The sequence below is a fragment of the Nonomuraea sp. MTCD27 genome (assembly GCF_041950495.1).
GTDB lineage: Bacteria > Actinomycetota > Actinomycetes > Streptosporangiales > Streptosporangiaceae > Nonomuraea.
In genome coordinates this window covers 136,714-162,160 of sequence record NZ_JBGNUW010000014.1, presented here as the reverse complement: position 1 = coordinate 162,160, position 25,447 = coordinate 136,714, and the positions used below count along the sequence as shown (strand labels likewise).

The 25,447-nt window shown below is 69.0% G+C and carries 23 protein-coding genes, 1 tRNA gene and 1 pseudogene; 12 read left to right on the top strand and 13 right to left on the bottom strand.

Annotation, left to right across the window (positions count from 1 at the left end):
* Positions 1-8 precede the first annotated feature (8 nt).
* The 5 genes from ACBJ59_RS35895 to ACBJ59_RS35875 are packed head-to-tail and all read left to right on the top strand — an operon-like array spanning position 9 to position 4,804.
* Positions 9-1,430, top strand: coding sequence for an FtsK/SpoIIIE domain-containing protein (locus ACBJ59_RS35895; protein ID WP_375114625.1), 1,422 nt, complete (start codon positions 9-11; stop codon positions 1,428-1,430).
* Positions 1,427-1,630, top strand: coding sequence for a hypothetical protein (locus ACBJ59_RS35890; protein WP_375114624.1), 204 nt, complete (start codon positions 1,427-1,429; stop codon positions 1,628-1,630). Before ACBJ59_RS35895 ends, ACBJ59_RS35890 begins: the two co-directional genes overlap by 4 nt.
* On the top strand, positions 1,627-3,240 hold the full coding sequence (locus ACBJ59_RS35885; RefSeq protein WP_375114623.1) for a replication initiator: 1,614 nt from the start codon (positions 1,627-1,629) through the stop codon (positions 3,238-3,240). Before ACBJ59_RS35890 ends, ACBJ59_RS35885 begins: the two co-directional genes overlap by 4 nt.
* Positions 3,237-3,428 (top strand): helix-turn-helix transcriptional regulator, encoded by a 192-nt coding sequence (locus ACBJ59_RS35880; protein WP_375114622.1) that lies wholly within the window; start codon positions 3,237-3,239, stop codon positions 3,426-3,428. Before ACBJ59_RS35885 ends, ACBJ59_RS35880 begins: the two co-directional genes overlap by 4 nt.
* Complete coding sequence (locus tag ACBJ59_RS35875) at positions 3,425-4,804, top strand: tyrosine-type recombinase/integrase (RefSeq protein ID WP_375114621.1); 1,380 nt, start codon at positions 3,425-3,427, stop codon at positions 4,802-4,804. Before ACBJ59_RS35880 ends, ACBJ59_RS35875 begins: the two co-directional genes overlap by 4 nt.
* A 236-nt stretch (positions 4,805-5,040) precedes the next feature.
* Here ACBJ59_RS35875 and ACBJ59_RS35870 read toward each other — a convergent pair.
* Positions 5,041-5,125 (bottom strand) — tRNA-Tyr (locus ACBJ59_RS35870).
* A gap of 332 nt (positions 5,126-5,457) precedes the next feature.
* On the opposite strand from ACBJ59_RS35870, the gene ACBJ59_RS35865 reads away from it, so the two are divergent.
* A complete protein-coding gene (locus tag ACBJ59_RS35865) occupies positions 5,458-5,949 on the top strand; it encodes a YajQ family cyclic di-GMP-binding protein (RefSeq protein ID WP_187414195.1) in 492 nt (163 codons plus the stop codon).
* A gap of 278 nt (positions 5,950-6,227) precedes the next feature.
* A complete protein-coding gene (locus tag ACBJ59_RS35860) occupies positions 6,228-6,701 on the top strand; it encodes an NUDIX hydrolase (protein WP_375114620.1) in 474 nt (157 codons plus the stop codon).
* Here the strand turns inward: ACBJ59_RS35860 and ACBJ59_RS35855 are convergent.
* From ACBJ59_RS35855 to ACBJ59_RS35820, 8 genes and pseudogenes are all read right to left on the bottom strand, one after another.
* Positions 6,676-8,169 (bottom strand): hypothetical protein, encoded by a 1,494-nt coding sequence (locus ACBJ59_RS35855; RefSeq protein ID WP_375114619.1) that lies wholly within the window; start codon positions 8,167-8,169, stop codon positions 6,676-6,678. The two genes, ACBJ59_RS35860 and ACBJ59_RS35855, sit on opposite strands and share 26 nt — an antisense overlap.
* A gap of 8 nt (positions 8,170-8,177) precedes the next feature.
* Entirely contained in the window at positions 8,178-9,029 is an 852-nt protein-coding gene (htpX, locus tag ACBJ59_RS35850; protein WP_364130460.1) for a zinc metalloprotease HtpX, read from the bottom strand.
* A gap of 166 nt (positions 9,030-9,195) precedes the next feature.
* Positions 9,196-10,740: an NADH-quinone oxidoreductase subunit N gene (locus ACBJ59_RS35845; protein WP_375114618.1), complete on the bottom strand. Its 1,545-nt coding sequence runs from the start codon at positions 10,738-10,740 to the stop codon at positions 9,196-9,198.
* Complete coding sequence (locus tag ACBJ59_RS35840; protein ID WP_375114617.1) at positions 10,737-12,551, bottom strand: NuoM family protein; 1,815 nt, start codon at positions 12,549-12,551, stop codon at positions 10,737-10,739. Before ACBJ59_RS35840 ends, ACBJ59_RS35845 begins: the two co-directional genes overlap by 4 nt.
* Positions 12,552-12,606: 55 nt before the next feature.
* On the bottom strand, positions 12,607-14,604 hold the full coding sequence (locus tag ACBJ59_RS35835) for an NADH-quinone oxidoreductase subunit L (RefSeq protein WP_375114616.1): 1,998 nt from the start codon (positions 14,602-14,604) through the stop codon (positions 12,607-12,609).
* A gap of 251 nt (positions 14,605-14,855) precedes the next feature.
* A pseudogene (nuoK, locus tag ACBJ59_RS35830) lies at positions 14,856-15,137 on the bottom strand (NADH-quinone oxidoreductase subunit NuoK); the annotation flags it as partial.
* Positions 15,137-15,841 (bottom strand): NADH-quinone oxidoreductase subunit J, encoded by a 705-nt coding sequence (locus tag ACBJ59_RS35825; RefSeq protein ID WP_375114615.1) that lies wholly within the window; start codon positions 15,839-15,841, stop codon positions 15,137-15,139. The gene ACBJ59_RS35825 and the pseudogene nuoK, both read right to left, overlap by 1 nt.
* Positions 15,838-16,923, bottom strand: a complete 1,086-nt coding sequence (locus tag ACBJ59_RS35820) for a 4Fe-4S binding protein (RefSeq protein ID WP_375114614.1) — start codon at positions 16,921-16,923, stop codon at positions 15,838-15,840. The genes ACBJ59_RS35825 and ACBJ59_RS35820 overlap by 4 nt, the downstream gene beginning before the upstream one ends.
* 269 nt (positions 16,924-17,192) lie before the next feature.
* On the opposite strand from ACBJ59_RS35820, the gene ACBJ59_RS35815 reads away from it, so the two are divergent.
* The 3 genes from ACBJ59_RS35815 (at position 17,193) to ACBJ59_RS35805 (ending at position 20,608) form a co-directional block, all read left to right on the top strand.
* Positions 17,193-18,431 carry a serine/threonine-protein kinase gene (locus ACBJ59_RS35815; RefSeq protein ID WP_375114613.1) on the top strand — a complete coding sequence of 413 codons (1,239 nt, stop codon included), beginning with the start codon at positions 17,193-17,195 and terminating at the stop codon, positions 18,429-18,431.
* A 626-nt stretch (positions 18,432-19,057) separates the two neighbouring features.
* Positions 19,058-19,960: a hypothetical protein gene (locus tag ACBJ59_RS35810; RefSeq protein WP_375114612.1), complete on the top strand. Its 903-nt coding sequence runs from the start codon at positions 19,058-19,060 to the stop codon at positions 19,958-19,960.
* Positions 19,961-20,239: 279 nt separating this feature from the next.
* The gene (locus tag ACBJ59_RS35805) at positions 20,240-20,608 is read left to right on the top strand and encodes a nuclear transport factor 2 family protein (protein ID WP_375114611.1); all 369 of its coding nucleotides are present in this window, start codon (positions 20,240-20,242) and stop codon (positions 20,606-20,608) included.
* A 465-nt stretch (positions 20,609-21,073) separates the two neighbouring features.
* On the opposite strand, the gene nuoH is transcribed toward ACBJ59_RS35805, so the two are convergent.
* From nuoH to ACBJ59_RS35785, 4 genes are all read right to left on the bottom strand, one after another.
* Positions 21,074-22,015 carry an NADH-quinone oxidoreductase subunit NuoH gene (gene nuoH, locus ACBJ59_RS35800; protein ID WP_375114610.1) on the bottom strand — a complete coding sequence of 314 codons (942 nt, stop codon included), beginning with the start codon at positions 22,013-22,015 and terminating at the stop codon, positions 21,074-21,076.
* Positions 22,008-22,547, bottom strand: a complete 540-nt coding sequence (locus ACBJ59_RS35795) for an NADH-quinone oxidoreductase subunit C (RefSeq protein WP_375114609.1) — start codon at positions 22,545-22,547, stop codon at positions 22,008-22,010. Before ACBJ59_RS35795 ends, nuoH begins: the two co-directional genes overlap by 8 nt.
* Positions 22,544-23,065, bottom strand: a complete 522-nt coding sequence (locus ACBJ59_RS35790; protein ID WP_375114867.1) for an NADH-quinone oxidoreductase subunit B — start codon at positions 23,063-23,065, stop codon at positions 22,544-22,546. Before ACBJ59_RS35790 ends, ACBJ59_RS35795 begins: the two co-directional genes overlap by 4 nt.
* A gap of 282 nt (positions 23,066-23,347) precedes the next feature.
* Positions 23,348-23,719, bottom strand: a complete 372-nt coding sequence (locus ACBJ59_RS35785; RefSeq protein WP_375114608.1) for an NADH-quinone oxidoreductase subunit A — start codon at positions 23,717-23,719, stop codon at positions 23,348-23,350.
* 121 nt (positions 23,720-23,840) lie between these two features.
* On the opposite strand from ACBJ59_RS35785, the gene ACBJ59_RS35780 reads away from it, so the two are divergent.
* Positions 23,841-25,322 (top strand): polysaccharide deacetylase family protein, encoded by a 1,482-nt coding sequence (locus ACBJ59_RS35780; RefSeq protein WP_375114607.1) that lies wholly within the window; start codon positions 23,841-23,843, stop codon positions 25,320-25,322.
* A gap of 33 nt (positions 25,323-25,355) precedes the next feature.
* Positions 25,356-25,445 (top strand): putative leader peptide, encoded by a 90-nt coding sequence (locus ACBJ59_RS35775; protein WP_311132193.1) that lies wholly within the window; start codon positions 25,356-25,358, stop codon positions 25,443-25,445.
* Positions 25,446-25,447 lie beyond the last annotated feature (2 nt).

Genomic DNA, 25,447 nt, shown 5'->3' with positions numbered 1-25,447 from the left:
CCCAGCTTATGTTCAAGCGGCTGCCTGGCGACGAGGCGCGCAACCTCGTCTCCACCACGCCCGACACGGCCGTCGTCTTCCGCCCGGCCGTCGTCACCACACCCGCCCTCCTCACCATCGTCATTCTCGTCGTTCGCACGGTCGCCAGGCTCGTCCGCACGGTCTGGCGCCACCCGATTGCGGCCCTCATCCCGACCGCTCTCGGCGCTGTCTGGTACTTCTACGGCTGGCCACTGGCAGCGGCCCTGTCCGGGACGATCGTCTTGGCCCTGACCTCGTGGGCGTTCCTCGACCGGCCGTCATTCGCCCGTCTCGTCGGCTACCGGCTGCTGGCCTGGTGGCGGCTCATCTGGATCTACCGGCGGCACTGGCAACCCGTCATGATCGTCTCCGGTCTCGGCCGTCACCTGCGGGGCCGGGACTACCTCCCCCGGCTGGGCAAGGTCACCTGCACCTCGTGGGCCGACCTGGTCACCGTACGCATGCTCAAGGGCCAGACCGTCAAGGACTGGGCGGATCGCCTCGACCACCTGGCCCAAGGCTTCGGCGCGAAGTCGTGCCGCGTGGCGGTGTCCCGCGCTGGATGGCTGACGCTGACCTTCCCGCGCAGCGACCCCCTCGCCTCACCCCTCCCAGCGCTCGATATCCCAGAGGAGCCGACCGTGGGGCCGGTCGAGATCGGCAAAGGCGAGGACGGGCGGCCGTGGCGGCTCAAGGTACACGGCACGCATGTCCTTGTCGCGGGCGCGACCGGGGCCGGCAAGGGGTCGATCATCTGGTCCGTCATCCGCTCCCTTCTCCCGGCCGTCAGCGCGGGCCTGGTCGAGTTGTGGGCGCTGGATCCCAAGCTCATGGAACTGCCCTACGGCCGCGACCTGTTCGGCGATCGGTACGCGGCCACGCCCGAGGAATGCGCCGACCTGCTCGACGAGGCCGTGAGCGTCATGCAGAAACGGGCGGCTCGATTCGCCGGATCCCAGCGCTCCCACATCCCTACTGTTGAGGACCCGTTCGTCCTGGTCGTCGTCGATGAGGTGGCGTTCCTGACCGCCTATCAGTCCGACCGGCAGCTCAGACAGCGCATCTCCGCTGCCCTGGCCACCCTGACCACTCAAGGCCGCGCGGTCGGCGTCGGCGTCCTGGCCGCGCTCCAGGATCCCCGCAAAGAGGTCATGAACGTCCGCAACCTCTTCCCAGACAAGATCGCTCTCCGCCTGGACGAGTCCGAGCAGGTGGACATGGTCCTCGGCGACGGCGCACGCGACCGGGGGGCACTCGCCGACCACATCTCACCCGTCCCGGAGCAGGGCGCGGGCGTCGGCTACGTCCGGCTGGAGACCAGCCCCGAACCCATCCGGGTCCGCGCCGCCTACGTCTCCGATCACGACATCCGCGCCATGGTCGACGCCTTCCGCGGGGAGGCCGCGTGAAGGTTTGCTTCCACGGCACCGCCGACGAGATCAGCTTGGTCGTAGGTCGTCCGCTCATGGTCCTGCTGGCCGCGCGTGATCTGCCCCGCATGCGGGTCTTCGAGCTCTACCACCCCCACGTCCACGCCAACGCCTTCCACGACCACTACCGGCTCTGCGCCCTGATGACCGAGACCACCGACGAAGGGAGGACCCCATGACGCACCCGCACGACCGCGCCCTCCCCCGTGCCGTCCGCCAGGCCATGCCGATGGCCCGCGACGTGCTCGTAGAGGTCGCCAAGCAACACGGCGTCTGCATCCGGCCCGTCCCGCTCAAGCGCCTCGACGTCGTCACCGGCAAGTGGGAGATCATCGACGTGCCGTGCGGGGCCACCCTCGACAGCAAGTGCCCACCGTGCGCCAAGCGCAACAAGCAGCTCCGCAAGGCCCAATGCCGCGAGGGCTGGCACCTCGACGCCGAACCCGCCATCACGCCCGACGAGCCGAACGAGGAACAGCGCTGGCTGGTGGAATTCCGCGCCGACTACCAAGCCCAGCGCGACGCCGCCGAAAAGGCCGGCGACGACACCACCGAACTGGATGCGATCATCGCGGGCCTGGACGAGGAGATCAACGCCGCAGGCATGCGCGGCAATGTCCTCGGCCGTACGGCCGCCAAGCGCTCGCGCTCCACCCGGCGGAGACAGGACGCGCCGGACCTGCCCAAGCGCAAGATGGCCCACACCACCCTGGGACGCACCTTCCAGGGCGCAGGCGGCAAGGTCTACCGGCCGTCCCTGTTCGTCACGCTCACCTTGCCCTCCTACGGCAAGGTTCGCGACGGCGTACCCATCGACCCCGGCACCTACGACTACCAGCGTGCCGCGCGAGACGCGCTGCACTTCTCCAAGCTCGTGGATCGCTTCGTGCAGAATCTGCGCCGCGTCGCGGGCTATGACGTGCAGTACTTCGCCTCGGTCGAGCCACAGAAGCGGCTCGCCCCACACCTGCACATGGCCATCCGCGGCACCCTCCCACGCGCCGAAATCAAGCAGATAGCCGCCGCCACCTACCACCAGGTCTGGTGGCCCCAGGCTGACAAAGTGCGCTTCGACGGTGACCACCTGCCCGTCTGGGACGAGCAGGCCGGCTACCTCGACCCGGTCACCGGGGAAGTTCTGCCCACCTGGGACGAAGCCCTCGACACGCTCGACGAAGACGCCGAACCGCTCCACGTGATCCGCTTCGGCGAACAGGTCGATGTCCAAGGCATGCTCGCGGGCACCCCGGACGCCGACCAGTGCATCCGCTACCTGTCCAAGTACCTCACCAAGTCACTCGGCGACGCCCTCGACGGCGGCCAGGCCCAGCAGCAACATGCCGCCCGCATGCTCGATGCCCTTCGCTACGAACCGTGCTCGGCGACCTGCCCGAACTGGCTCCGCTACGGCATCCAGCCCAAGGACGCCAAGCCCGGCATGCACCCCGGCCGATGCCGTGGCAAAGCCCACAAGCCCGACCACCTCGGCTATGCCGGACGCCGGGTCCTGGTCTCCCGCAAGTGGAGCAACAAGACCCTCGCCGAACACAAGCAGGACCGCCGCACTTGGGTCCTGGAAGCCCTCGGCCAGGCCGACGAGCCCACCGACCCACACCGCTACATCTGGCGGCCCGTCCCGGCCGGCGACGCCAACGTGCCACCCCTCGCCGCCAGACTCCTCCGATCCGTCCACGAACGCCAACGCTGGCGCGCCCACCTCCGCGAACTGGAAGCCAGAGCAGACGGCCAAGACCTTTCGGCAACCGAGGACCTGGGGAGGGCCGCATGACCAAGCACGACGAACTTTTGACCGTCCGCCAGGTCCTCGACGAGCTCGGCGGCGTCTCCCGCCGCACCTTCTACCGCTGGCGTGAGATTGGCAAGGCGCCGGACGGCATCCGTCTGCCCAACGGCGAACTCCGCATCTACCGCAGCGACCTCAACGCCTGGCTCGAATCCCTCCGGAGCGCCGCATGACCACTTCGTACGACGTGAAGTTCTGGGAGATCCGGCGGAACAAGTCCAGCAAGTCACCCTCCTACGAAGTGCGTTGGAAGGTCGGCGGCCGGGAGAAGTCCAAGACCTACAAGACCAAGGCCCTCGGCGAGAGCTTCCTCACCGACCTACGACAGGCCGCAAGACACGGTGAGGCATTCGACTTGGAGACCGGTCTCCCCGAGTCGATGACCAAAGCCAAGGACGCGCGGACGGTCCTCGACTTCGTGAAGGCCTATGTTGAGGCGCGCTGGCCGTACGCGGCTGCCAAGAGCCGAGACAGCATGTCCGACGCCCTGGCGACGGCTCTCCCGGCACTGACGAAGGAAAAGGCCGGACGCCCGGATGCCGCGCTCCTCCGCAAGACCCTGCGCCACTACGTGCTGCTGCCCGAGGGGAAGCAGCCTGCCATGCCTGCTGATATCGCGCGTGCCGTCCGCTGGCTGGAGGCCGCATCGCTCAACATGGCAGACCTCAACGAGACCAAGGCCGTCCGCCCAGCTCTTGACGCCCTCGCCCTCCGCCTCGACGGCAAGCAGGCCGGCGCCAACACGATCAGGCGGAAGCGCGCTGTCCTGCACCACGTCTTCGAGTACGCGGTAGAGCTGGAAGAGCTGCCGTCAAACCCGCTGCACCGGATCAAGTGGAAGCTCCCGAAGACTACCGAGACCGTGGATCCGCGGGTCGTGGTCAACCCTCGCCAGGCCAGGGAACTCCTCGTGGCGCTCACCTACGTGGGCAAGCGCCAGCGTGACGGGAAGGGGCGGGGGCGTCGGCTGATGGGCATGTTCGCCTGCATGTACTTCGCCGCCCTCCGGCCCGGTGAGGCGGTCAGCCTCCGCGAGCAGGACTGCTACCTCCCGGCGGACGGCTGGGGACGGCTCACGCTCGACGGCTCGCGCCCCGAGGTGAACCGCCGCTGGACCGACAGCGGGGACGCTCACGAGCTGCGCGGCCTCAAGCATCGGGGCGAGGACGACGTCCGCCGCATCCCCATCCCGCCGGAACTGGTCAAGATCCTTCGGCAACACATCGAAGAGTTCGGTGTCGCGCCTGACGGACGGCTGTTCCGCAGTGAGCGCGGCGGCGTGGTCGCCTCGACGGCCTACACCGAGGTCTGGCAGGAAGCCCGCACCCTCGCCCTCACACCGGCTCAGGTTGCCTCACCGCTCGCGCGGCGGCCGTATGACCTGCGGCACGCGGCCGTCTCGCTCTGGCTCAACGGCGGTGTACCGGCTCCAGAGGTAGCCGCCCGGGCCGGCCACGGGGTGGACGTCCTGCTCAGGGTCTATGCCAAGTGCATCGACGGCCAGGAGGAGATCGTCAACCAGCGGATCGCGGACGTACTCACTGCATGAGATCACGGACGGCACCACTCGAAGGGCTCCGGTATCCCCGGGGCCTTTCGACGTTGCAGGGGCCACGTCATCCGGCGCATACTCCGGATCATGGGCCTCGACCTGGGGAAACGTCCCCAGGTCCATCCCGCGTATGTCCCGTGACCACCGACAAACGGCCGCTCACAACGGCATCCGGCTGCATACCCCCGAAATGCAGAAGAGGCCCCGTAGGGCCTCTGAGCTGCACTTACTGCTGGTGGCAGGTGCAAGGTTCGAACTTGCGTAGGCTGAGCCGACGGTTTTACAGACCGCTCCCTTTGGCCACTCGGGCAACCTGCCGTGCCATCCGCTCTCGCGGCGACAGAAAGAAGAATAGCGGACTTCCGAGGTGTACGTGACACCGGTTTGTCCCGAGCCGGATCCCGGGTTAGCTCCCTCCCCGAAACAGGCGCCATCACGCCCGGTTCGCCGGCCGCGTGTCGCGGAGCGGGGTGGCGGGGGTGGGCCCCGGAGGGCGGGCGGGGTGGGGGTGGACGGAGCTGGCAAAGGGGATTCTTTGCGTACGGGGGTCGGGGTCCTGCACGGCGGGCCGATGCTGGCTAGGCTCGTTCGCTGGGTCCGCGCTTATCAGGCTCGGGCCGATTCCCTTCGCAGCTGAGAGGATGGGTGTTTTGGCCGATTCGTCTTTCGACATCGTCAGCAAGATCGACCGCCAGGAGGTCGACAACGCTCTGAACCAGACGGTCAAGGAGATCGGGCACCGCTTCGACTTCAAGGGTACCGGGGCGAGCATCAGCTGGTCCGGGCAGAACAACATCGAGATCAAGGCGAACAGCGAGGAGCGGGCGGGTGCCGCGCTCGACGTGTTCAAGGAGAAGGTGGTCAAGCGGGGGCTCTCGCTGAAGATCCTCGACGCGGGCGAGCCCAAGCTGTCGGGCAAGGAATACCGCATGCTGGTCAGCCTGAAGGAGGGCATCGACCAGGAGAACGCCAAGAAGATTTCCAAGTTGATCCGGGACGAGGGGCCGAAGGGGATCAAGGCCCAGATTCAGGGCGAGGAGCTGCGGGTCAGCTCGAAGAAGAAGGACGACCTCCAGGATGTCATTTCCCTGCTCAAGGGGAAGGATCTGGACATCGCCCTGCAGTTCGTGAACTACCGCTGACAGAGCCCCTCCGTACGGCTCTGAGTGGTGAATCGGTGCTGGAAGACCGCCGCGGGACATCGAGGCACACGGCCGGGCGCGTTGCTCGTGAGAGCGCGTGTCTCACCTGTGCCTCGGGCCGGCCAGCCAGCCAGCCAGCCGGACTCTGCCCCGGTTGGGGACGTTCGGCCACGTCCACGCCTGTAGGCCAGTCTGTAGGCACATCTGTACGGGGTTCCGCCGGAGGGTCGGTGGTACGCATCACGCGTCTCGTGAGGCTTCCGCCGTAAGCTCGGAACGTGACGAAGATCCCCCTGCGCCGGTTCACGGCACGCGTGTTGCCCATCGATGAACAAGACCGAGTCCTCCTGCTTCATGGCTTCGATCCAGCACAGCCGGAAAAACGCTTCTGGTTCACGATCGGCGGGGCCGTGGAGGAGGGTGAGACGCTGGAGGACGCTGCCGCGCGGGAGTTGTACGAGGAGGTCGGGATCCGGGCGGAGATCGACCGGTTCACGGGGCCGCATGCGACGGGGCTGATCGAGTTCACCTGGAGCCAGTACGCCTTCACCCAGGACCAGAGCTTCTTCGCCATCCGGGTGGGCCCCGACGCGGCCGTGTCGTTCGATCACATGGAGCAGATCGAGAAGGACACGACGACCGCCTACCGGTGGTGGACCGTGGCCGAGCTGGACGGCACCGAGGAGATCGTCTATCCCGAGGACCTCGGGGCGATCATGCGGAAGATCATTGCGGGCGAAGAATCCGCGTAGCGCCCGCGATCAGCGCCGTCGCCAGGATCCAGCCGCAGACGATCAGCCCGTACGCGAGCCACTGCGTCCATCCCGCCGGGTCGAATAGCTCTCGTTGCCCAAATGCGGGAATCGGGAGCAGTAGGTCGAAGGTGTAGGCGAAGGAGTTGAAATCGGGGCTCTCCGTGGGTTTGAGGGCCCTCGGGGGGTTGATGGCGAAGACGACCGTTCCGACCGCGAGGAGGAGCGTGAACCACACGCCCGCCAGCCAGGGGCGGTAGCCGTAGCCGACCGCGAGGTCGAGCAGCCGCCCCCACACACGGCCCCCGAACCCCTGCGTCTGCCGCCGGGCGCGGAGCTTGGCCAGCTGGGTACGCCGGGCGAGCGCGTCGTTGCCGTCACGGAGATACCAGGCGGCCAGTTGCTCGTACGGCTGCGGTCTGAAGCCCTCGGGGTCGCGCGTGACCCACTTGATCCGCTCGGGCACGCCGGAGCCGCGTAATCGGTCGTAGGTAAGGCCGTTCAGGCGCAGCTTCTCCGGCCAGGTGGAGAGGTGGTCGGTCAGCGTGCCGAGCCTCGTGTGCGCCAGCGTGACGACGCCATCGATGGGCTGCGCGGGCCTGAGGTCGAGCTCGCGGGCCTCCATGTGGCTCAGGTGGAGGGCGTAGAGGGTGTCGGGGCTCCGGACGGTTCCACCGAAGGCGAGGGTTCCGTTGATTCGTGCGCCTCGTAACCGTACTGAGCCGATCGCGAGGAAACCGTCGGTGCAGCGCATGGCGTCCTCGACGACCAGGTTGTCTGCATAGAGCGCTTCCTTTCCGGGATTGCGGAGGGTTGCGCCCTCCAGGAAGAAACCGCCGTTCAGGCGGGCGCCGAGCAGGCTGATCCCGCCGGTGAAGTCGGCATTGCGCAGGTACATGCCGGAGTCGACGACCATGGCGTTGGCGTACATGGCCCATTCCTCGTCGTCGTCGGCCACCACCTTCGTGCCTCCCAGCCACAGGCCGTTCTCCAGCTGGGCCCGGTTCAGGCGGAGGGTGCCGGTGATGTCGGAGCCGGAGAGGCTGAGGTGGCCGGCGACGCGGATGTCGGCGGCGACGAAGCCGGGGAAGCTGCAGTCGGTCAGGCGTACGGTGCGGGTGGTGGAGCCGGTGAGGCGGACGGGTTCGTCCAGGTGGCAGCCGACGAGGATGAGTTCGTGCGGGATCGTGCCGCCGACGATCTCAAGGCGGCCGGTGATCCTCGCGCCGCGCAGGCGTACCGCGGGGACCGAGCCGGTGCCCGCATCGCGGGCGCCGAGCAGCAGCCAGGCGATCACTTCGGCCCTGATCGAGCGGTCGGGGCCCCAGGTGTCGCCGTCTTTGGGCGCGTTCGCTCCGGCCTTGCGGCTGGCGCCGATCTCGAACGGGCCCAGCTCGACGGTCTCGCCCGTGGGGAAGGCGTTCCAGAGCCGGCGCTCTGCCTCGGTCAGCCGCGGAGACCTGCCCATCTGGCCCACTAGCGGCGGTAGCCGGCCATGCGCTCGAGGCGGGCGACCCGCTCGGACGTCGGCGGGTGGGTGGAGAACAGGCGGCCGAAGCCGGAGCCTCTGAACGGGTTCGCGATCATCATGTGGGAGGCCGAGGTGAGGCGGCTGTTCTCGGGGAGCGGGAGCCTGCGGGCACCCATCTCGATCTTGCGCAGGGCCGAGGCCAGCGCGAGCGGGTCGCCGGTGAGCCTGGCGCCCGCCTCGTCGGCCTGGAACTCCCGCGTACGGGAGATCGCCATCTGCACCATCCCGGCGGCCACCGGGCCGAGCACCATCATCAGCAGCGCGCCCACGAAGCCGGGCCCCTCGTCATCGTCCGAGCCGCCGAAGAACACGGCCATGTAGCTCAGCCAGGTGATCATCGTGGCCAGCGCACCGGCCACGGAGGAGATGAGGATGTCCCGGTTGTACACGTGTGATAGCTCGTGCCCGATCACTCCGCGCAGCTCGGCCTCGTCCAGCAGCTGGGTCAGGCCGTACGTGACGCACACCGCGGCCTGGCGCGGGCTTCTGCCCGTCGCGAACGCGTTCGGCTGCACCGTCGGCGAGATGTACAGGCGGGGCATCGGCTGGCGGGCCTCGGTGGACAGCTCGCGGACGATCCGGAAGAGGGTGGGCTGCTCCACCTCGCTGACGGGCCTGGCCCGCATGGCCGAGAGCGCGATGCGGTCGGAGAAGAAGTAGGCGACGCCATTGCTCAGCAGGGCGAGCACGAACGCGATCCGCACACCGGTGCCGCCGCCCAACCACGCGCCCACCGCGATAATCAGCGCCGACAGTCCGCCGAGCAGAACGGCGGTGCGCAGACCGTTGTGGTGCAAGGTTCCCCCCTTCGTGGTGTGGGTTCACCAGGTCCAACGATGATGACCCGGCTCTTCGTTCCCCGCCGTGCTCAGATGGGGGCGGAGCGCGACTTTCAAGCGGTGGCCGCCGTTCGTGCGGTGGCAGCTGTTCGTCGGCTTTGTCGCGTATGTCGGGGCTAAGCGCTCAGCCCGAGGCCGACAGGGACGTCATGTCCAGGACGAGCTGAGGGGCGATCGAGAACAGGATGGCCGCCACCAGCGCCAGCCCCATGGCCAGCCAGGCCGCGGCGGGCGGCCGATACCGGGACGGCTGCCTTCCGCCGTCGGGGGTGAACAGGCGGGCGGTCCAGATCGCGTAGTAGTAGAGGCCGATCACCGTGTTGACCGCCATGACCAGCGCCAGCCAGCCGGAGCCGCCCTCGATGATCTCGCGGAAGACGAAGACCTTGGCGAAGAGCCCGGCCAGGCCCGGGGGCAGACCGGCCAGGCAGACCAGGCAGAACGCCAGCGCGATGCCCGCCGCCGGACGCCGGAACATCAGGCCCCGGTAGTCGTCCAGCTCGTTGCGGGGGGCCGTCCTGGACACGAGCATGACGACGGCGAACGCGCCGAGGTTCATGGCCGCGTAGATGACCAGATAGGCCATGGACGCGCTCACCGCCCCCGACGTGGCCGCGACCGCCAGCGGCGCCAGGATGTAGCCGGACTGCGCGACCGAGGACCAGGCCAGCAGGCGTACGGCGGAGCGCTGGCGCATGGCGAGCAGGTTGCCCACGGTCATGGTCAGCGCCGCCAGGATCCCCACGATCGGCGTCCAGGTGGCGGCCTGCCCGGACAGGGCGGTGACCAGCACGAGGATCAGCCCCGCGAACCCGGCCGCCTTCGAGATGACCGAGAGCAGCGCGGCCACCGGGACGGGAGCGCCCTGGTAGACGTCGGCGGCCCACGAGTGGAACGGCACCACGGCGATCTTGAAGGCGAAGCCCGCCACCACGAGGACCACCCCGACCGTCACCACCGCGGGCAGGCCCTGCGCGGTCGCCAGTGCCGCGTCCCCCGCCATGCCCGGCGCCGCCACGCGACCGCTGAGCACGGCCCCCAGGCGGGACAGGTAGACCGTGCCCGCGATGCCGTACAGGAGGGACACGCCGAACAGCATGATCGCCGTCGAGACGACCGAGACGACGAAGAGCTTCACGGCGGCCTCGGACGAGCGGCCGTCGTAGCGTTTCATCGCGGTGAGGGCGAAGACCGGGAGCGAGACCAGCTCGAGCGCCACGACGAGCATGATCAGGTCACGGGAGGCGGGCAGGGTCACGGCGCCGACGAGGGTGCACAGGAGCAGGAAGTACCACTCGCCGACGGGGATGGCCCCGCTCGCCAGCTCGGTCATCGACATCAGCACGACCACCACGGCGGCCACGAGCACCATGCCCGCGAACACCAGCGTGAACCTGTCGACGACGAACGAGCACAGCCCCGCCGCCTGAGCGGGACCGCCGGCGAGGCCGGGAGGGACGCAGAAGGTGGACTGCGGCGGGCCGCCCCTGACCGCCTGGGCGATCACGAAGCCCAGGGAGACCAGGACGCCCGCCAGCGTGACGAGCCCCAGGCCGGTCTTCGTCCGCGGGCGGGCCGGCAGGAACGCGTCGAGCAGCAGCACCAGCCCTGCCACCAGGGCGAGCGCCAGAGGAGGCGCGATGGCGAAGTAGTCGATCTGCTGGATCATGAGAGGGCTCCCAGCAGGGCTTGCACGGGCGGCGTGGTCAGCGACAGCAGCAGGCCCGGCCAGAGGCCGAAGAGCAGGATCAGGATCACCAGCGGTGTCCAGGCCAGCACTTCGTAGCTCCTGATGTCCTCCGCCGACACCGCGCGGCCGCTCCCCGGCTCGCGACCGCCCGGCCCCTGCGGCACGACGCCGCCTGTGTACGGGTCGAGGGTGGCCGTCGTGGCGTGTCGCGCGGTCGAGCCGAGGGGGACGGCGGGCGAGCCGGGAGATGTGACCGGCTCTTCATCGGGCGGGCCGAGAGGCACGACAGGACGTTCGTCGGGGGTGGCGCGGATCAGGCGGTCGTCCAGGCCGGCCGGCGTCCCGGTGTCGTCCACAGGGGCCGACGGGCCCTCATCGGGCCCGGTTGCGTGCGGTGCCGCCACCCCGGGAGCGCCCGCCGCCCGTGGCCGGCCGTGGGTGACGCGGGACAGCATGACCAGGAAGTAGGCGGCCGTCAGGACCGCGCCCAGTCCCCCGATCACCATGTACGTGAGGAAAAGGCCGCGCGGCAGCCCGTTCGCCGGCTGGAACGCCCCGAGCAGCGCCAGCATCTCCCCCCAGAACCCGGCCAGCCCGGGCAGCCCCAGCGAGGCGATCGCCGCGAACGTCAGCACCGAGCCCAGCCGCGGCAGCGTCGCCAGCAGGCCGCCGCCGAGCGCGGGGATGTCCACGGTGAGGTAGCGCTCCTTGACCGCTCCGGCCAGGAAGAACAGCAGGCCGGTGATCAGGCCGTGGGCGACGTTGGCGAAGAGGGCGCCGTTGATGCCGACGGGGGTGAGGGTGGCGAAGCCCAGCAGGACGAAGCCCATGTGACCGACGGAGGAGTAGGCGATCATGCGTTTCAGGTCGCGCTGGGCGAGACAGGCCAGGGCGCCGTACACGATGCCGACCACGGCGAACGCCCCCAGCCATGGCGCCACGGCCATCGCTCCCTCGGGGAGGACGGGGATGGCGATCCTGGCGAAGCCGTAGGTGCCCATCTTCAGCAGCACCCCGGCGAGCAGCACCGAGCCGACGGTGGGAGCTTCTGTGTGGGCGTCGGGCAACCAGGTGTGCAACGGCCACATGGGGGTCTTCACCGCCAGGCCGAGGCCGATCGCCACGAACGCCAGGATCTGCACGGATCTGGACATGCCCGCGCCGTGGGACGCGCTCAGGGCCTCGATGTCGAGCGTGCCGGTCTGGGCCCATACCAGCAGCAGGCCGAGCAGCATGACGACCGAGCCGAGCAGCGTGTAGAGGATGAACTTGATCGACGCCGCCCTGCGCCCCTGGCCGCCCCAGATGCCGATCAGGAAGTACATCGGGATGAGGACGATCTCGAAGAAGATGAAGAAGAGCAGCAGGTCGAGGGCGAGGAACGTACCGATCATGCCGACTTCGAGCACGAGCAGCGTGAACACGAGCGCTCTGGGCCTGGCCTGCATGAACTGGCTCGACGCCCGGGCACGCCCCCAGCACAGGTAGACGAAGCACAGGAACGTGAGCAGGGCCGTCAGCGTGATCAGCGGCAGCGAGATGCCGTCGACGCCGAGGTGGAGACGCAGCCCGAGCCCGGGGATCCACGGCTGGTCGACCTCGAACTGCACCTGGGCGGGTCGTCCGTAGTCGAACATCACCAGGAGCAGGAGGCTCAGGGCCAGCGTGGCGCCCGAGAGGAACAGTCCGTACGCGCGGAGCACGGGGCGGAACGTGTGCGGCGAGAGGACGAGCAGGAGGGCGCCGAGCAGTGGCACGGCGAGCAGCGCGACAGGGATCCAGCCCGTCATGCGGTCACCACCGCCCCGGCCCCCGGGAACGGGATTCTGACGCCGGTCCGGCCCATCACGTGAACACCACCGCCCCCACCGCGATCAACAGGACGCCGGCCAGCAGGCCGCTCACGTAGAGCTGGACGTTGCCGTTCTGGGCCAGTCGCAGCACTCCGGACAATCCGCGCGCCGACTTCCCCGAGCCGCGTACCGCGCCGTCCACGACCACGTCGTCCGTCCTGACGACGAGCCTGGCCAGGGCCAGCACCGGGCGTACGAACAGCGCGGCGTAGACGGCGTCCACGTAGAACGCCCGCTCGCACGGCGCCCTCAGCGGGCCCAGCAGGCGGGCCGGGTCGGCGATGGGATCGCTGCGCCAGAACGCGTAGACCACCCCTGCCCCGAGCGCCGCGAGAACGACGCTGACGGCCGCCACGCCCAGGTCCAGGTGCGGTTCGCCGGCGAAGCCCAGCAGCAGGGCGGGGACGGCGAGCAGGATGAGGGGCACGAGCATCGTGCGGGGGGCTTCGGTGACGTCCACGACGTGGGCCGTGCCCGGCTCCGGCTCGGGGAGCGCCACGGCCCTCGGCTCGCCGAAGAAGGTGCGCAGCCAGGCTCTGGTGGCGTACGCGCCGGTGACGGCCACGGTCGCGAGCGCGCAGCCGTACAGGAGGAGGGCCGCCGCGTCGGTCAGGCCGCCCGGCGCGGCGCCGCCGGACAGGGCGCCTTCCATGGCCAGCAGGACGCCGTCCTTGCTGAAGAAGCCGCTGACCGGAGGGATGCCCATCAGGGCGGCGAAGCCGATCGTCATCGTCACGAACGTGACCGGCAGCTCGCGGCGCATGCCGCCCATCTGGGTCATCAGGTTGGAGCCGACGTGGTGGATCACCGCGCCCGCGCAGAGGAACAGCAGCGCCTTGAACGCCCCGTGGGTCAGCAGGTGGAAGATGGCCGCGGTGTCGGAGCCCGCGGCGAGTCCGCCGGCCATGTACGCGAGCTGGCTGACCGTGGAGTAGGCGAGGACACGTTTCAGGTCGTCCTGGGCGAGCGCGGCCAGGGCGGCGCCGAGCATGCCCAGCGCGGCGATGACGGCCAGCACGTCGAGCGTGGGGCGGGCGCCGAGGAACGCCGGGAAGAGCCGGGCCACGATGAAGATGCCGGCGGCGACCATGGTGGCGGCATGGATGAGGGCGCTGATCGGCGTCGGGCCCGCCATGGCGTCGGGGAGCCACGTGTGCAGCGGCACCTGCGCGCTCTTGCCCGCCACGCCGGCCAGCAGCAGCATCGTGGCCGTCACCAGGGTGGCCGCGGACATTTCCGGCACCTTCGCGAGCACGTCGGCGATGCGGAAGCTGCCCGCCGCGACGCCGAGCACGAAGATGCCGAAGAGGAAGCCGACGTCGCCCAGGCGGGTCACGAGGAACGCCTTCACCGCGGCGCGCGAATTGCCCCGGTCTTCCCACCAGTGGCCGATGAGGAGGTAGGAGCACAGGCCCATGATCTCCCAGCCCACGTAGAGGACCAGGAGATCGCCCGCGTAGACGACCAGGAGCATGGCGCTGGTGAACAGGCTGATGAACGCGCTGTAGGAGGGATAGCGGGGGTCGTCTTTGAGGTAGCCGACCGAGTAGACCTGTACGGCGAGGGCGACCAGGGTCACCAGGACGCCGAGGATGCCCGAGAGGTCGTCGGCCTGGAGGGTGAGCGAGATCGGGATGCCGCCGGTGACGATGGTGCCGTAGGTCTGGCCTGTGGGTGGCGTTGTCGCGGTGGTGCCGCCGTTGAGATAGGCGAAGCCTGGGCCCCAGGCGAGCCAGATGGCCAGGATCGCGGAGGCGGCCGTGGGGAGGATCGCGATCCAGGCCGCTCGGGTGTTGGCTCGCCGGCCCGACGCTTGCTGGTGCGGCGCTCGCCGGCCCGACGGTTGGTGGCCAGGCGGTTGGTGGCTGGGCGGTTGGTGGCCGGGCGGCTGGTGGTGCGGCGCTCGGCGGTGCGGTCGGCGGGAGAGCAGCAGGCCCGCGAAGGCCGCGGCGAAGGGCAGGAGTATGGCCAGCAGTGGGAAGGTCGTCACAGCGTGCCACCGCCTCGCTTGACGGGCTGCTCGTCCCCACGTCCGCCGTTCGGGTCCGCCGCCCGCTCTGCGGGGAGGGCGGGCCGGGCTGGGGGTTCGGGTCCGGGGGTGGGGTCGGCGTTGTCGGACCGGGTGCGTGCCGGCGACGTCGGGCCGTCCGGGCGGCCGTCGGCCATCTGATCGGCCGGGCGGTCCGGGGCCGTGGGCGTGCCGGCGTGGTCGTCCGTGGGCTCCGCGAGGTCGCGGAGGTGGTCGATGTCGACGGTGCGGCGGTTTCGGTAGAGCGCCAGCACGATCGCGAGGCCCAGGCCCACTTCGGCGGCCGCGATGACGATGACGAACAGCGTGAGCACCTGGCCGCTGTGCAGGCGGTCGCCCAGCCAGACGTCGAACGCGACCAGGTTGAGGTTGACGGCGTTGAGCATCAGCTCGACCGACATCAGGACGAGGATCGTGTTGCGCCGGGCGAGCACGCCGTAGACGCCGATGGAGAAGAGGAGCGCGGAGATGACCGCGGGGTAGACGATGTGCACTAGTTACCCCCGGTCTGATCGGGTGGCTGGCCGCCCACGATGCGGTCGGGTGGCGGGCTGCCCACGATGCGGTCGGGTGGCTGGCCACCCGCGGCCCCGTCGGGTCGTGAGGTGCTCTCCGGTCGGCCTGGTGAGCCGTCAGGGCTGGACGAGCTCTCGGGTGTCGGTGAGCCGCCGGGGATGTCCGTCCGGGACAGGACGATGGCGCCGATCAGAGCGGCCAGCAGCAGCACGGAGAGCGCCTCGAACGGCAGCACCCAGGTGGCGAACACGCTGGCGCCGAGTTCCTTCGCAGATCCGGGACCGGGCGTGAGCGGGGTGTAGGCCGTACGGAATCCGTCGATCACCACCGTGACCAGGATCGCCGCCGTCGCCACCGCCACCACGGCTGAGACCAGCCTGTTGCCACTGTCCAGGTCGGCGGAGCGGCCGATGGGAGCGCGGGTGAGCATGATGCCGAACAGCAGCAGCACGACCACCGCGCCCACATAGATGAGCACCTGGACCCAGGCCACGAACTCGGCGGTCAGCACGAGATAGCCGCCGGCCAGCGCGCCGAAGCAGAGCACCAGCCAGAGGGCCGCGTGAACGAGCTGTTTGGTCGTGACAACGAGCAGCGCCGAGCCAACCGCTACCGCGCCCAGCAGCAAGAAGACGATCTCTTGCCCGGTGGGTGACAGGTAGGAGGGCACCGCTTCGGTCACGACTCCTCCTCGGACTCCCTCGTGTCGTCAGGACCGAGCCGCCCTGGCGGCCGGATGGACCGTGGATCGGCCATCTTGCGCCGGCGGGGGCTCGCGGCAGAAGTCTGCTCCTCGGGATCGGGCTTCGGCGGCGGTTCGCCCGAGGCTGTGGACAACTCTCCCGACAGTGGCTGCCCTGTGGATGAAGCCTGGCTCTGGTCCTGTTCCGGGGTCTGGTCCGGCTCCTGCGGCCGGGCCTCTTCCTCCGGCCGGGCCTCCTGGGCTTCGCTCGAGGGCCGGGCCTCGCCAACGGGCTGGTCCGCGGTCGGGGGCCGCGGGCGCTCCGTGGGGGTGGCCTCGCTCGTCCTCTCGGTGCCGCGGTCCGCCGGTGGTTCTCCAGGGCGCGTGTCTTCCGGCCCAGGGGTCGCGGAGGGAACGTCGCCCTGGGACGTGGGCGGCAGGGCGCCTGGGGGGCGGATTCCGCGTACGTTCGTCATCGGCCGGCGGGGGCGGCCGCCTGGGGCGGGCGACGAAGGGCCGGCTTCGGGGGCCTTCGTGGGCGGCTCGGCAGGGGTGCCGGGCGTGGGCTTCGTGTCCGGGGTTCCGGGCGCTGGCTCTGGGGTGGCTTCGGCGCTCGGCGGGGTGGCCGGCCGTTCCTGCGGGGTGGGCTCGCCGCCTTCGGGGGTGGCCGCGGGTGTCGGGGCCGGCGGGGTGGCCGTACGGGAGCGTTGAGCCGCCGGTGTACGGGCGGGGCGGTCGGACGCCGGGCGGCGGGGCGCGGCCGTCAGTTCCTTGGGGGGTTCGGCACCCGGGTCGTGGGCCGGAGGCGGGGGGACGGTCTGGACCCAGGTGGCCAGCGTGTCCTTCTCGTGAAGGAGGTTGCGGATGTCGCCTTCCGCGTACTCGAACTCCGGTGACCAGAAGAGCGCGTCGAAGGGGCACACCTCGATGCAGATGCCGCAGTACATGCACAGCGCGAAGTCGATGGCGAAGCGGTCGAGCACATTGCGCTGGCGGGCGCGGCCTCCCTCAGGGGCCGGGATCGTCTCCTTGTGCGAGTCGATGTAGATGCACCAGTCGGGGCACTCTCGGGCACAGAGCATGCAAGAGGTGCAGTTTTCCTCAACCAGGGCGATGACGCCTCGACTGCGAGGCGGCAGGGCGGGCTTGACCTCGGGATATTGCTGCGTAACCGATTTGCGCAGCATGTGGCGAAGGGTGATGGACAACCCCTTTGCCAGTCCGACTCCCGGTATCCGCGCCATGGTTCAACATCATGACGTACTTGGCCGCGCAGGTGAATGAGCCAGAGCGTTGTCCCCAGTTTTTCCACAGCTGTCCACAGGCTGACGGGAGGTTATCCACAAGCTGTGTGCATGCCCGGTATGAACCAGGGCATGGCGATAGTCTCTCGGCCATGCAGCAAAGCCATCCGATCCGCCCGAGTGGCATGAGGTGGACGGCCGCCGTCGTGTGGGCCCTTCTGCCCCTGTTCACGTGCGGACTGGCGACCCCGTTCACCATCGGGGTCGCGGCTTTCTGGCTGCGCAGCGTCTGGCACGCCTTCGCCGCGTCGGTCTACCTGATGGCCATCGGCTCGTTCGTGATCGCGGCCTTGTCCTACGAGGACTACGAGGACTTCCCCGAGCCCCTGTCCATCCTGGTCTCGCTGGGGCTGCTGGTCAGCTGGATCGGTGGGGTCATCCACTCGGGGATCCTCGTGCCCTTCATGGTGCGCGCCCGGCTCACGGGGGCGGCGTCCGCCCAGGTCGACCTGCGGCAGCGGACCACCGCGCCCACCCACCAGCGACCCGCCCCGCCCGCCCAACAGCGACGGCTAAGGGGGCCGGAGTGGGTCGGGCACTACCGGGTGCTCCAGCCACTCGGGCGGGGCGGGCAGGGAGCGGTTTATCTGGCCATGGCGCCCAACGGGGTGCGGGTGGCCGTGAAGGTGCTGCACGACCTGGGCGATGACGTGGCTCGGGCCAGGTTCGCGCGGGAGGTGGAGGCGGCGCGGCGGGTGGCGACGTTTTCCACAGCTCGCGTGCTCGATGTGAACATCACCGGGCAGCACGCGTACATCGTGAGCGAATACGTGGAGGGGCCGTCGCTCGAGCAGCTCGTCAAGAAGCACGGGCCTCGTGACGAGGACAGCCTGACGCGGCTGGCGTTGTCCACGGCGGGAGCGCTGGCGGCCATCCACAAGGCCGGGGTCGTCCATCGGGATTTCAAGCCGAGCAACGTGCTGATCGGGCATGACGGACCACGGGTGATCGACTTCGGGATCGCGCGGGCGCTTGATCAGGTGACCGTGACGTCCGGGAAGATGGTCGGGACGCCGCCGTACATGTCGCCTGAGCAGTTGACGGGGGAGGCTGTGGGGCCGGCTTCGGACGTGTTCAGCTGGGCTGTGACGATCATGTTCGCGGCTACGGGGCGACCGGCGTTCGGGGAGGACACGGTGCCTGCGGTGTTCAATCGGGTGCTGACCTTTCATCCGGACTTATCGCCGTTGCCTCCTGCTTTGCGGGGGATTGTGGGGTCTTGCCTTAACAAGCGGCCTGAGGAGCGGCCGTCGGCGTCGGATGTGATGCTGGCGATTGTTCGGTGATCGGGTCCGCCGGTCAGCCGGTCAGCCGGTCAGCCGGTCTGCCGGTCTGCCGGTCCGTTGTCGTAGCTCTGCCCTCGCAGACGATCCGCGGTGCCGCCTCCCGTGGAGAACGACGGGCAGTCCCCCTGCCCTGAGTACGGGCATCTGAGGGCGCGTCCGCGGCCGATCAGCCGACGGGCGACGGTGGACGGCGCATGGCCCCACAGCGCGTGGGCTGCTCAGAGTGGGGCCGCTGGCGGTGGACGCTGGCGGTGCGCGCGGACGGTGCGCGCGGACGGTGCGCGCGGACAGTGCGCGCGGAGTACGGCACTTGAGGGCATGTTTGCCCGAACGGCGCACCATCCACGGCCCTGCAGCGCGCTGTGTGCCGCTCACAGGGGCCGCTCACTGTCGGCGGCAGGCAGTACGCATTGCCCGTAGCTGAGGGCCTCGACGGCGGACGACTGATCACGCACGGCGGTTCACCACATGGCGCGGTCGCCCAGGCCAGGTCCAGCCCACCCTGAAACCTTATTTCCGCCTTATCCGTCGTATCTGAATAGGGGGCTTCAGTAGGTGGGGGATGACGAGTGATTCAACTTCAACCATGCGCAGGGGCAACAAGAGACAGCCGATGCCCCACAACGGTGCTGACGTCCGGCCAGCACCAAACACTGACGGTCACCGACAAGGCATCGGGCGATTCGGTGACTCTGACGCCGGCGCTTCTCTACCGCTACCGCCACTCCCCGACGCCGGCCTCCGACGAAGATGCCGCGCCCGTTGAGGGGTTAGCGGCTCTGGACGCCGACGGGCTGGTCCTGCTCGACCTGCCGGGCGACTGGTACGGCCCTCACCTGGAGGAGTTGGCGCAGAAGGCCGGAATTCCCCTGGAGGACATCGGCTTCCGCTCCTCCAGCAAGGTCCGGGCGGCCCTGGCCTCCCGCGCACCCGGTTGGCGCCGGATCCGCGGGCTCCCGCTCCCGTCCACCGCCACATGGCGTAAACCGGTCGCCATCGGTACGGCATTCGCCGGTGTCGCCTTGATGGCTTACCTGGCCTCCTCAGGAATGTGGGTCGCCTGGCGCGGCATCGCCACGATCGGCCGAGTGCTCCTTGACTTCCTGGACGCCAAATGGCTGTTCATGGCCTTCAGCCCCGCGCTTCTTCTCATCCGCCCCGCACGCATCAAATTCCATCGTTTACGCGTGAAACGCGGCTTGGCAGTGGGTCCCTACGGCGGGCCGTACCTCATCCTGGGGTCGTTCAACAAGCTCCACATAACCCGAGCCGGCGTGGTCATCGCCGACGTACGCCTGGGCGAGTCTCCCGGCCGGGCCTTCAGCCTGCTCCTCTACCGCTACGAGGGCCTGACCGGCCTCTTCATCCTCGACATCAAAGGCCGAGCTCTCCATCACCTTCCCGGCCACTGGTCTCCCCAGGACGTGGAGCACTTCGCCAAACGACACGACCTGCTCCTGGCCGTGCACCGGCTGTCCCGCGAGGAATACCTGGATCTGGCCAGGAACAGCCGGGAAGCCACCCCCTGACCCCAGCCGTCGAACGGTGGTCGGTTGCAGTCGAAGCTGTCGGTGTCCGCGTGTTGTCGTCGGACCTCGTGTCGGGTCCAGGTTGAGGTGACAATTTCCGCTTGTCCTGTGCGGTGGAATGTGTGGCGCTCTGCGCCTGCCGGCATGGGTGTCGGGTGTTCAGGGTCAGCTTGTCGAAGTGATGTCGAGAACGCGCTGGCCGCTCCGACCTTCCTACGAGGGCACCGCTGGGTCGCACAGCGGTGCCTCATGGACGAGACCCGATTCGAAGGAGCAGCCATGTCACGGAACATTGAGACCGTCAACACCTACCTGGACGGTTTCCGCAAGAACGATCACGAGCAGATCCTGTCCTGCCTGACTGACGACATCGAGTGGACCGTCTTCGGCGCCTTCAACCTGACCGGCAAGGACGCCTATGACAGGGCCATCGACGGCCCGCCCGAACTCGTCGACCCTCCCCACCTGGAGGTCGTGCGCATGGTCGAGCAGGGCGATGTCGTCATGGCGGAACTCACCGGGACGGTGAAGCGAGTCGCGGGCGGCGAGCTGCGCATGTCCATGGCAGAGGTGTTCGTCATGCGCGACGGCAAGATCGCCGAGCGTCGTGCCTGGGTCATCGAGCTGAAGGAGAACGACTACCGCTGACCGGAGGGGTTCGATCACGGGCGGCCCGGCTCAGCGACGACGATCCTGCCTGGGCCGCCCGATATCTGGAGTGTCACGGCCTTCGCGACCAGACTTTTCCACAGGACCTGGAATCCGCCGGGTCAAGGTGTAGAACGACCGGGACCGCCAGTGTGCACACGTACTTGTCGGACCGCAGTTCAGCCGGGTGGTCGCTCACCCACGGTCAGCCCGCGTCCCTCAAGGCCAACCGGTGGCGGCCCTCCAGGGTGCCCGTATCCACGCAGGGTGAGCCCACGTCGCCCACGGCGAGCGCCTGTCGAGCAAGTGAAAGCGTGTCCGTTCAGGATGGATGAGCCGGTGATCATCCGGGGCGAGTAGGTGTCCGGGGGGACGTGCGTGTGTCCGTTCAGGGCGAGGCCGCGGCCCGTGGGCGGGGTGCGCATCCAGCGCAACGACCCCAAAGGGAACGTCGGGTGGTTTCCCTCAGATGAGGACCCTGACCACGCCGGTGAGGGCCAGTTGGGCGAGGGCCAGGGGGACGAGGACTGCCCAGGCGAGTTTCTGGAGCTGATCCTCACGGAGCCGGGGGAAGGTGACGCGCAGCCAGATCACGACGAACGCCAGCAGGAAGACCTTCAGCAGGGTCCACAGCCAGCCGGGCAGGAACGGGCCGTGCCAGCCGCCCAGGAACAGGACGGTGGTCAGGAAGGACAGGACGACGATCCCGACGTACTCGGAGAGCATGAAGAGCGCGAAGCGCATGCCGGTGTACTCGGTCATCGGGCCCATGATGATCTCGGACTCGGCGATCGGCATGTCGAACGGGGGGCGGCGGAGTTCGGCCAGGCCGGCCAGGAAGAACACGATGCCGCCGACGGCCTGCCACGGCAGCCACCACCACTGCCAGGCCTCGACGATGCCCGGGATCGAGAGCGTGCCGGCCGCCATGGCGACCGATGCGGCGGCCAGGACGAGGGGCAGTTCGTACGACATGAGCTGGGCCGCCGAGCGCATCCCGCCGAGGACCGAGTATTTGTTGGCCGAGGCCCAGCCCGCCATGATCGAGCCGAGGACGCCGATGCCCATGACGGCGAGCACGAAGAACAGGCCGAGGTCGAGGTCGACGGCGACGAGGCCGCGGTCGATGGGGATGGCGATCAGCACGACCAGGTACGGGACGAGCGCCACACCAGGGGCGATCATGAAGATGCGGCGGTCGGCCGCGGCCGGGATGACGTCCTCCTTCTGGGCGAACTTCACCCCGTCGGCGATGAGCTGCGCCCAGCCGTGGAAGCCGCCCGCGTACATCGGGCCGAGGCGCGACTGCATGTGGGCCATGACCTTGTGCTCCGTCTGGCCCACGATCAGGGGCAGCACCAGGAACACGACGAGGATGACGACGAAGCTCAGCACCACTTCAAGCATCGGGTGGCCCCCAGTCGGCTGGAACTCCTGGCGGAAGCGTCTTGCGGCGGCTCGGGGCACCGTGTCCGGACTCGCCGGGCTCCTTGGCCCCGGGCCACGCCTTGGCCACGCGCGCCGCCAGGATGAAGTCCTTGCGCAGCGGGTGGCCTTCGAAGCCGTCGGGCAGGAGGAGCGGGACGAGGTAGGGGTGGCCGTCGAAGATCACGCCGAACATCTCGTACGTCTCGCGCTCGTGCCAGTTCGCCCCCCGGTAGACGCCCACGGCGGTGGGCAGGTGCGGGTTCTCGCGGGGCACGCGGGTGCGGAGGAGCAGGCGGCGACCGGCGACCGGGTTGTAGACGTGGGCCACGACGAGGAAGGCGTCCGGCGGGTCGTCGACGCCGGTCAGCCAGTCGAAGAAGGCGTGGCCGAGGTCGTCGCGGGCGTAGGTGAGCAGCTCGATCCAGTCGGCGGGCGCGACGTCGACGGTGGTGTCGCCGTACGACTCGGAGATCTGGGCGCGGTCGCCGAACCGCTCGGCGATCCCGCTCACGCCTCCTCCGGCTGCGACTGCGTGTGCGAGCGGGACCAGACGTAGCGGTCGCTGAGCTTCTCTCCCGCGATCTTCTCCTGGAGCTTCGTGATGCCGTACAGGAGAGCCTCCGGTCTGGGCGGGCAGCCGGGGACGTAGACGTCGACGGGAATGATCTGGTCCACGCCGTTGGTGACGCAGTAGGAGTCCCAGTAGGGGCCGCCGGTGTTGGAGCAGGCGCCGAACGAGATCACGTATTTGGGGTCGGGCATCTGCTCGTAGAGGCGCTTCACGGCCGGGGCCATCTTGTCGGTGACCGTCCCTGAGACGATCATGAGGTCGGCCTGCCTCGGGCCGTTCGCGAACGGGATCACGCCGAAGCGGATGAAGTCGTGGCGGCTCGTCGAGGTCGCGATGAACTCGATGGCGCAGCAGGCCAGCCCGAAGTTGAACACCCACAGCGAGTAGCGGCGACCCCAGTTGAGCACGAAGCGCATGGGTTTGGGGGCCAACCGCGAGATCGGGCCCACGGTGGGCATCGGGAGATCCGTTGCTGCCATATGGCCATTCTTGCGCGGATCACAGGTCAGGCAAAGGAATCTTCCTTGGGAGGACGTGGCGTTGGTGGTATCTGGGGGGATCTGGGGGTTGCGTGGTGGTTCCGCGGCTCGAGTAATCCCCACGGGTGGGTCGGGGAGGCCGTCAACGTGCGCGCGCAGTGCCGTGCCGTCCACAGCGAGCTGTGAACGAGGGCCTCAAGGCCGGGTACGCCCTGGGTCGCGGACGAGCCGGTGCTGTGATCGGGCCAGCGGGTGACGATCTCAGGTCCAGCTCAGGACCCGCTTGCGCCAGGCGTAGACGATGCCCAGCGCGATGAAGCCGAGGAAGACGAACATCTCGACCAGAGTCGTCAGCCCGTAGCCGGGCGCGTCGAAGACGGTGGCCCAGGGGAACAGGAAGACGGCGTCCACGGCGAACACGACGTACAGGTACGTGAAGACGTAGTAGCGGACCTGCGACTGCGCCCAGCCGTCGCCGATGGGGTCGACCCCGCACTCGTACGTGGTCAGCTTCTCGGCCGTGGGCCTGTTGGGGCGGAGGAGACGGTTGGCGAACATGGCTCCGGCCACGATGGCGACACCGATGGCGAGCAGCGCGGCGACGAGCACGTAGGACCCGAAGTAGCCGTCCATGAGGGGATGGTAACCCAGGAACAGCGTCAACCCCCGGTACGTACCCAGCCCGGTCAAAGCCTCTGGACCTATCGTCAAAAATCGGGGTAAATAGTAAGATCAACCCCATACCCTGACAAGCATGCGCAAATCGCGATTCTTCTCCGGAATCGCTCTGCTGGCCCTCTCGGCCTCCGGATGCGGCCTGGCCGCCGCCTCCAACGAGAGGGACGTCATGGTCCCGGCAGAGCCGACGATGATCGACTTCGTCGACCCGGCGACCATCGTCGGTCTGTCCACCAGGACGCTGACCGAAGGCGACTCCACCAGCAGCCGGTACGTGTACATCAACTATCCGGACCTGGCCACCGCCCCCGCGCTCAACGAGGCCCTGCAGGAACAGGCCGAGCGGCAGCTCCGCGACTTCCGCGCCTACACAACGGGTGACGAGCCCGTGTACCCCCGCCCCGAACTGAACGTGGACTGGCAACTCGCCGCCGCGTCGCCGCAGGCCATCGGGGTACGGCTGCGCACCGGCCAGTTCCTGGGCGACAATTGGGGCAACTCCACGCGTACCTACTGGTTCGACCCCCACAAGGGCAAGGCCGTCGACTCCACCGGGCTGCTGTCCGGCGAAGCGGCGCTCGAACGGCTCGCGACGCTGGTCAAGGAGCAGCTCAAGAAGCGCGGCTCCCAGGTCGAGCTGGACATCGTGCGAGCGGGCGGGGACGAGTTCGACTCGATGGCGTTCAACAGCGGCGGGGACCTCGTGGTCGAGTTCGACGACTGCCAGCTCGGGCCGTGCTCGCTCGGCCGGCTGGCCGTGGCGGTGCCGGCCGGGCAGGTGGCGCCGCTGCTGTCGGGGCTGGGGCGGCAGGCGCAGGAGAGCGTACGGGAGGCGGCCAAGGGCGCGATGTCCGGCGACCGGCCCCATTTCGCCCCCACGACCAGCCCCGACGCCGTCAGCAACCGGGCCGGCAGCGTGGACTGCGCGCGGGTCAAGTGCGTGGCGCTGACGTTCGACGACGGGCCGGGGCAGTACACCGGGGAGTTGCTCAACCGCCTGGCGAAGGAGCGGGCGCGGGCCACGTTCTTCACGGTCGGCAGCAACGCGGCCGCCCAGCCCGCGCTGCTGCGCCGGATGAGCATGGAAGGCCACCTGGTCGCGAATCACAGCTGGGCACATAGGGACCTGTCAAAACAGGCCAGCAGCAAAGTCGCCGACTCGCTGGAGAAGACCGGGAACGCGGTGGCGGCGGCCATCGGGCAGACGCCGACGGTGGCACGGCCGCCGTACGGTGCCGTGAACCAGCAGTTGCGCGACGTCGCGCGCCGGCTCGGGCTGTCCCTGGTCACGTGGGACGTGGACACGAGGGACCAACTCGGGGGCACGAAGGACGACATCGCGAACCGGGCCGTGCGTGAAGCGCATCCAGGTGCGATCATTCTCATGCATGACATTCATCGGGAAACCGTGGATGCGGTTCCGGACATCCTCAAAAGGTTGCGCGGGAAGGGTTACAGCTTCGTCACCGTTCCTGAGTTGTACGGCTCTGCGGGGATGCAGGCCGGACGCCTGTACAGGTCAGGGAACGAGCTGCCGGGTAAGCAGCCCCTGACGTAGCGCACGTGCTGGGGGGACGTATAGTTGGCGCTCGTGACCCGAACCGTCCTGTTCGCCCGCCTGCATGTAGACCTCTGCAGGCTCGCGTCCGGGCTGTGTCGTCGTTCTCCCACCTCACCCTGACT

Bases quoted from the DNA above. Each gene is read 5' to 3' on its own strand.
- ACBJ59_RS35885 (WP_375114623.1), top strand. From the start codon at position 1,627: ATGACGCACCCGCACGACCGCGCCCTCCCCCGTGCCGTCCGCCAGGCC.
- ACBJ59_RS35840 (WP_375114617.1), bottom strand. From the start codon at position 12,551: ATGACGGGCTGGATCCCTGTCGCGCTGCTCGCCGTGCCACTGCTCGGC.
- nuoH (WP_375114610.1), bottom strand. From the start codon at position 22,015: ATGCTTGAAGTGGTGCTGAGCTTCGTCGTCATCCTCGTCGTGTTCCTG.
- ACBJ59_RS35820 (WP_375114614.1), bottom strand. From the start codon at position 16,923: ATGCTCTGTGCCCGAGAGTGCCCCGACTGGTGCATCTACATCGACTCG.
- ACBJ59_RS35845 (WP_375114618.1), bottom strand. From the start codon at position 10,740: ATGATCCAGCAGATCGACTACTTCGCCATCGCGCCTCCTCTGGCGCTC.
- ACBJ59_RS35855 (WP_375114619.1), bottom strand. From the start codon at position 8,169: ATGGGCAGGTCTCCGCGGCTGACCGAGGCAGAGCGCCGGCTCTGGAAC.
- ACBJ59_RS35805 (WP_375114611.1), top strand. From the start codon at position 20,240: ATGTCACGGAACATTGAGACCGTCAACACCTACCTGGACGGTTTCCGC.
- ACBJ59_RS35895 (WP_375114625.1), top strand. From the start codon at position 9: ATGTTCAAGCGGCTGCCTGGCGACGAGGCGCGCAACCTCGTCTCCACC.
- ACBJ59_RS35875 (WP_375114621.1), top strand. From the start codon at position 3,425: ATGACCACTTCGTACGACGTGAAGTTCTGGGAGATCCGGCGGAACAAG.
- ACBJ59_RS35790 (WP_375114867.1), bottom strand. From the start codon at position 23,065: ATGCCCACCGTGGGCCCGATCTCGCGGTTGGCCCCCAAACCCATGCGC.
- ACBJ59_RS35780 (WP_375114607.1), top strand. From the start codon at position 23,841: ATGCGCAAATCGCGATTCTTCTCCGGAATCGCTCTGCTGGCCCTCTCG.
- ACBJ59_RS35880 (WP_375114622.1), top strand. From the start codon at position 3,237: ATGACCAAGCACGACGAACTTTTGACCGTCCGCCAGGTCCTCGACGAG.
- ACBJ59_RS35785 (WP_375114608.1), bottom strand. From the start codon at position 23,719: ATGGACGGCTACTTCGGGTCCTACGTGCTCGTCGCCGCGCTGCTCGCC.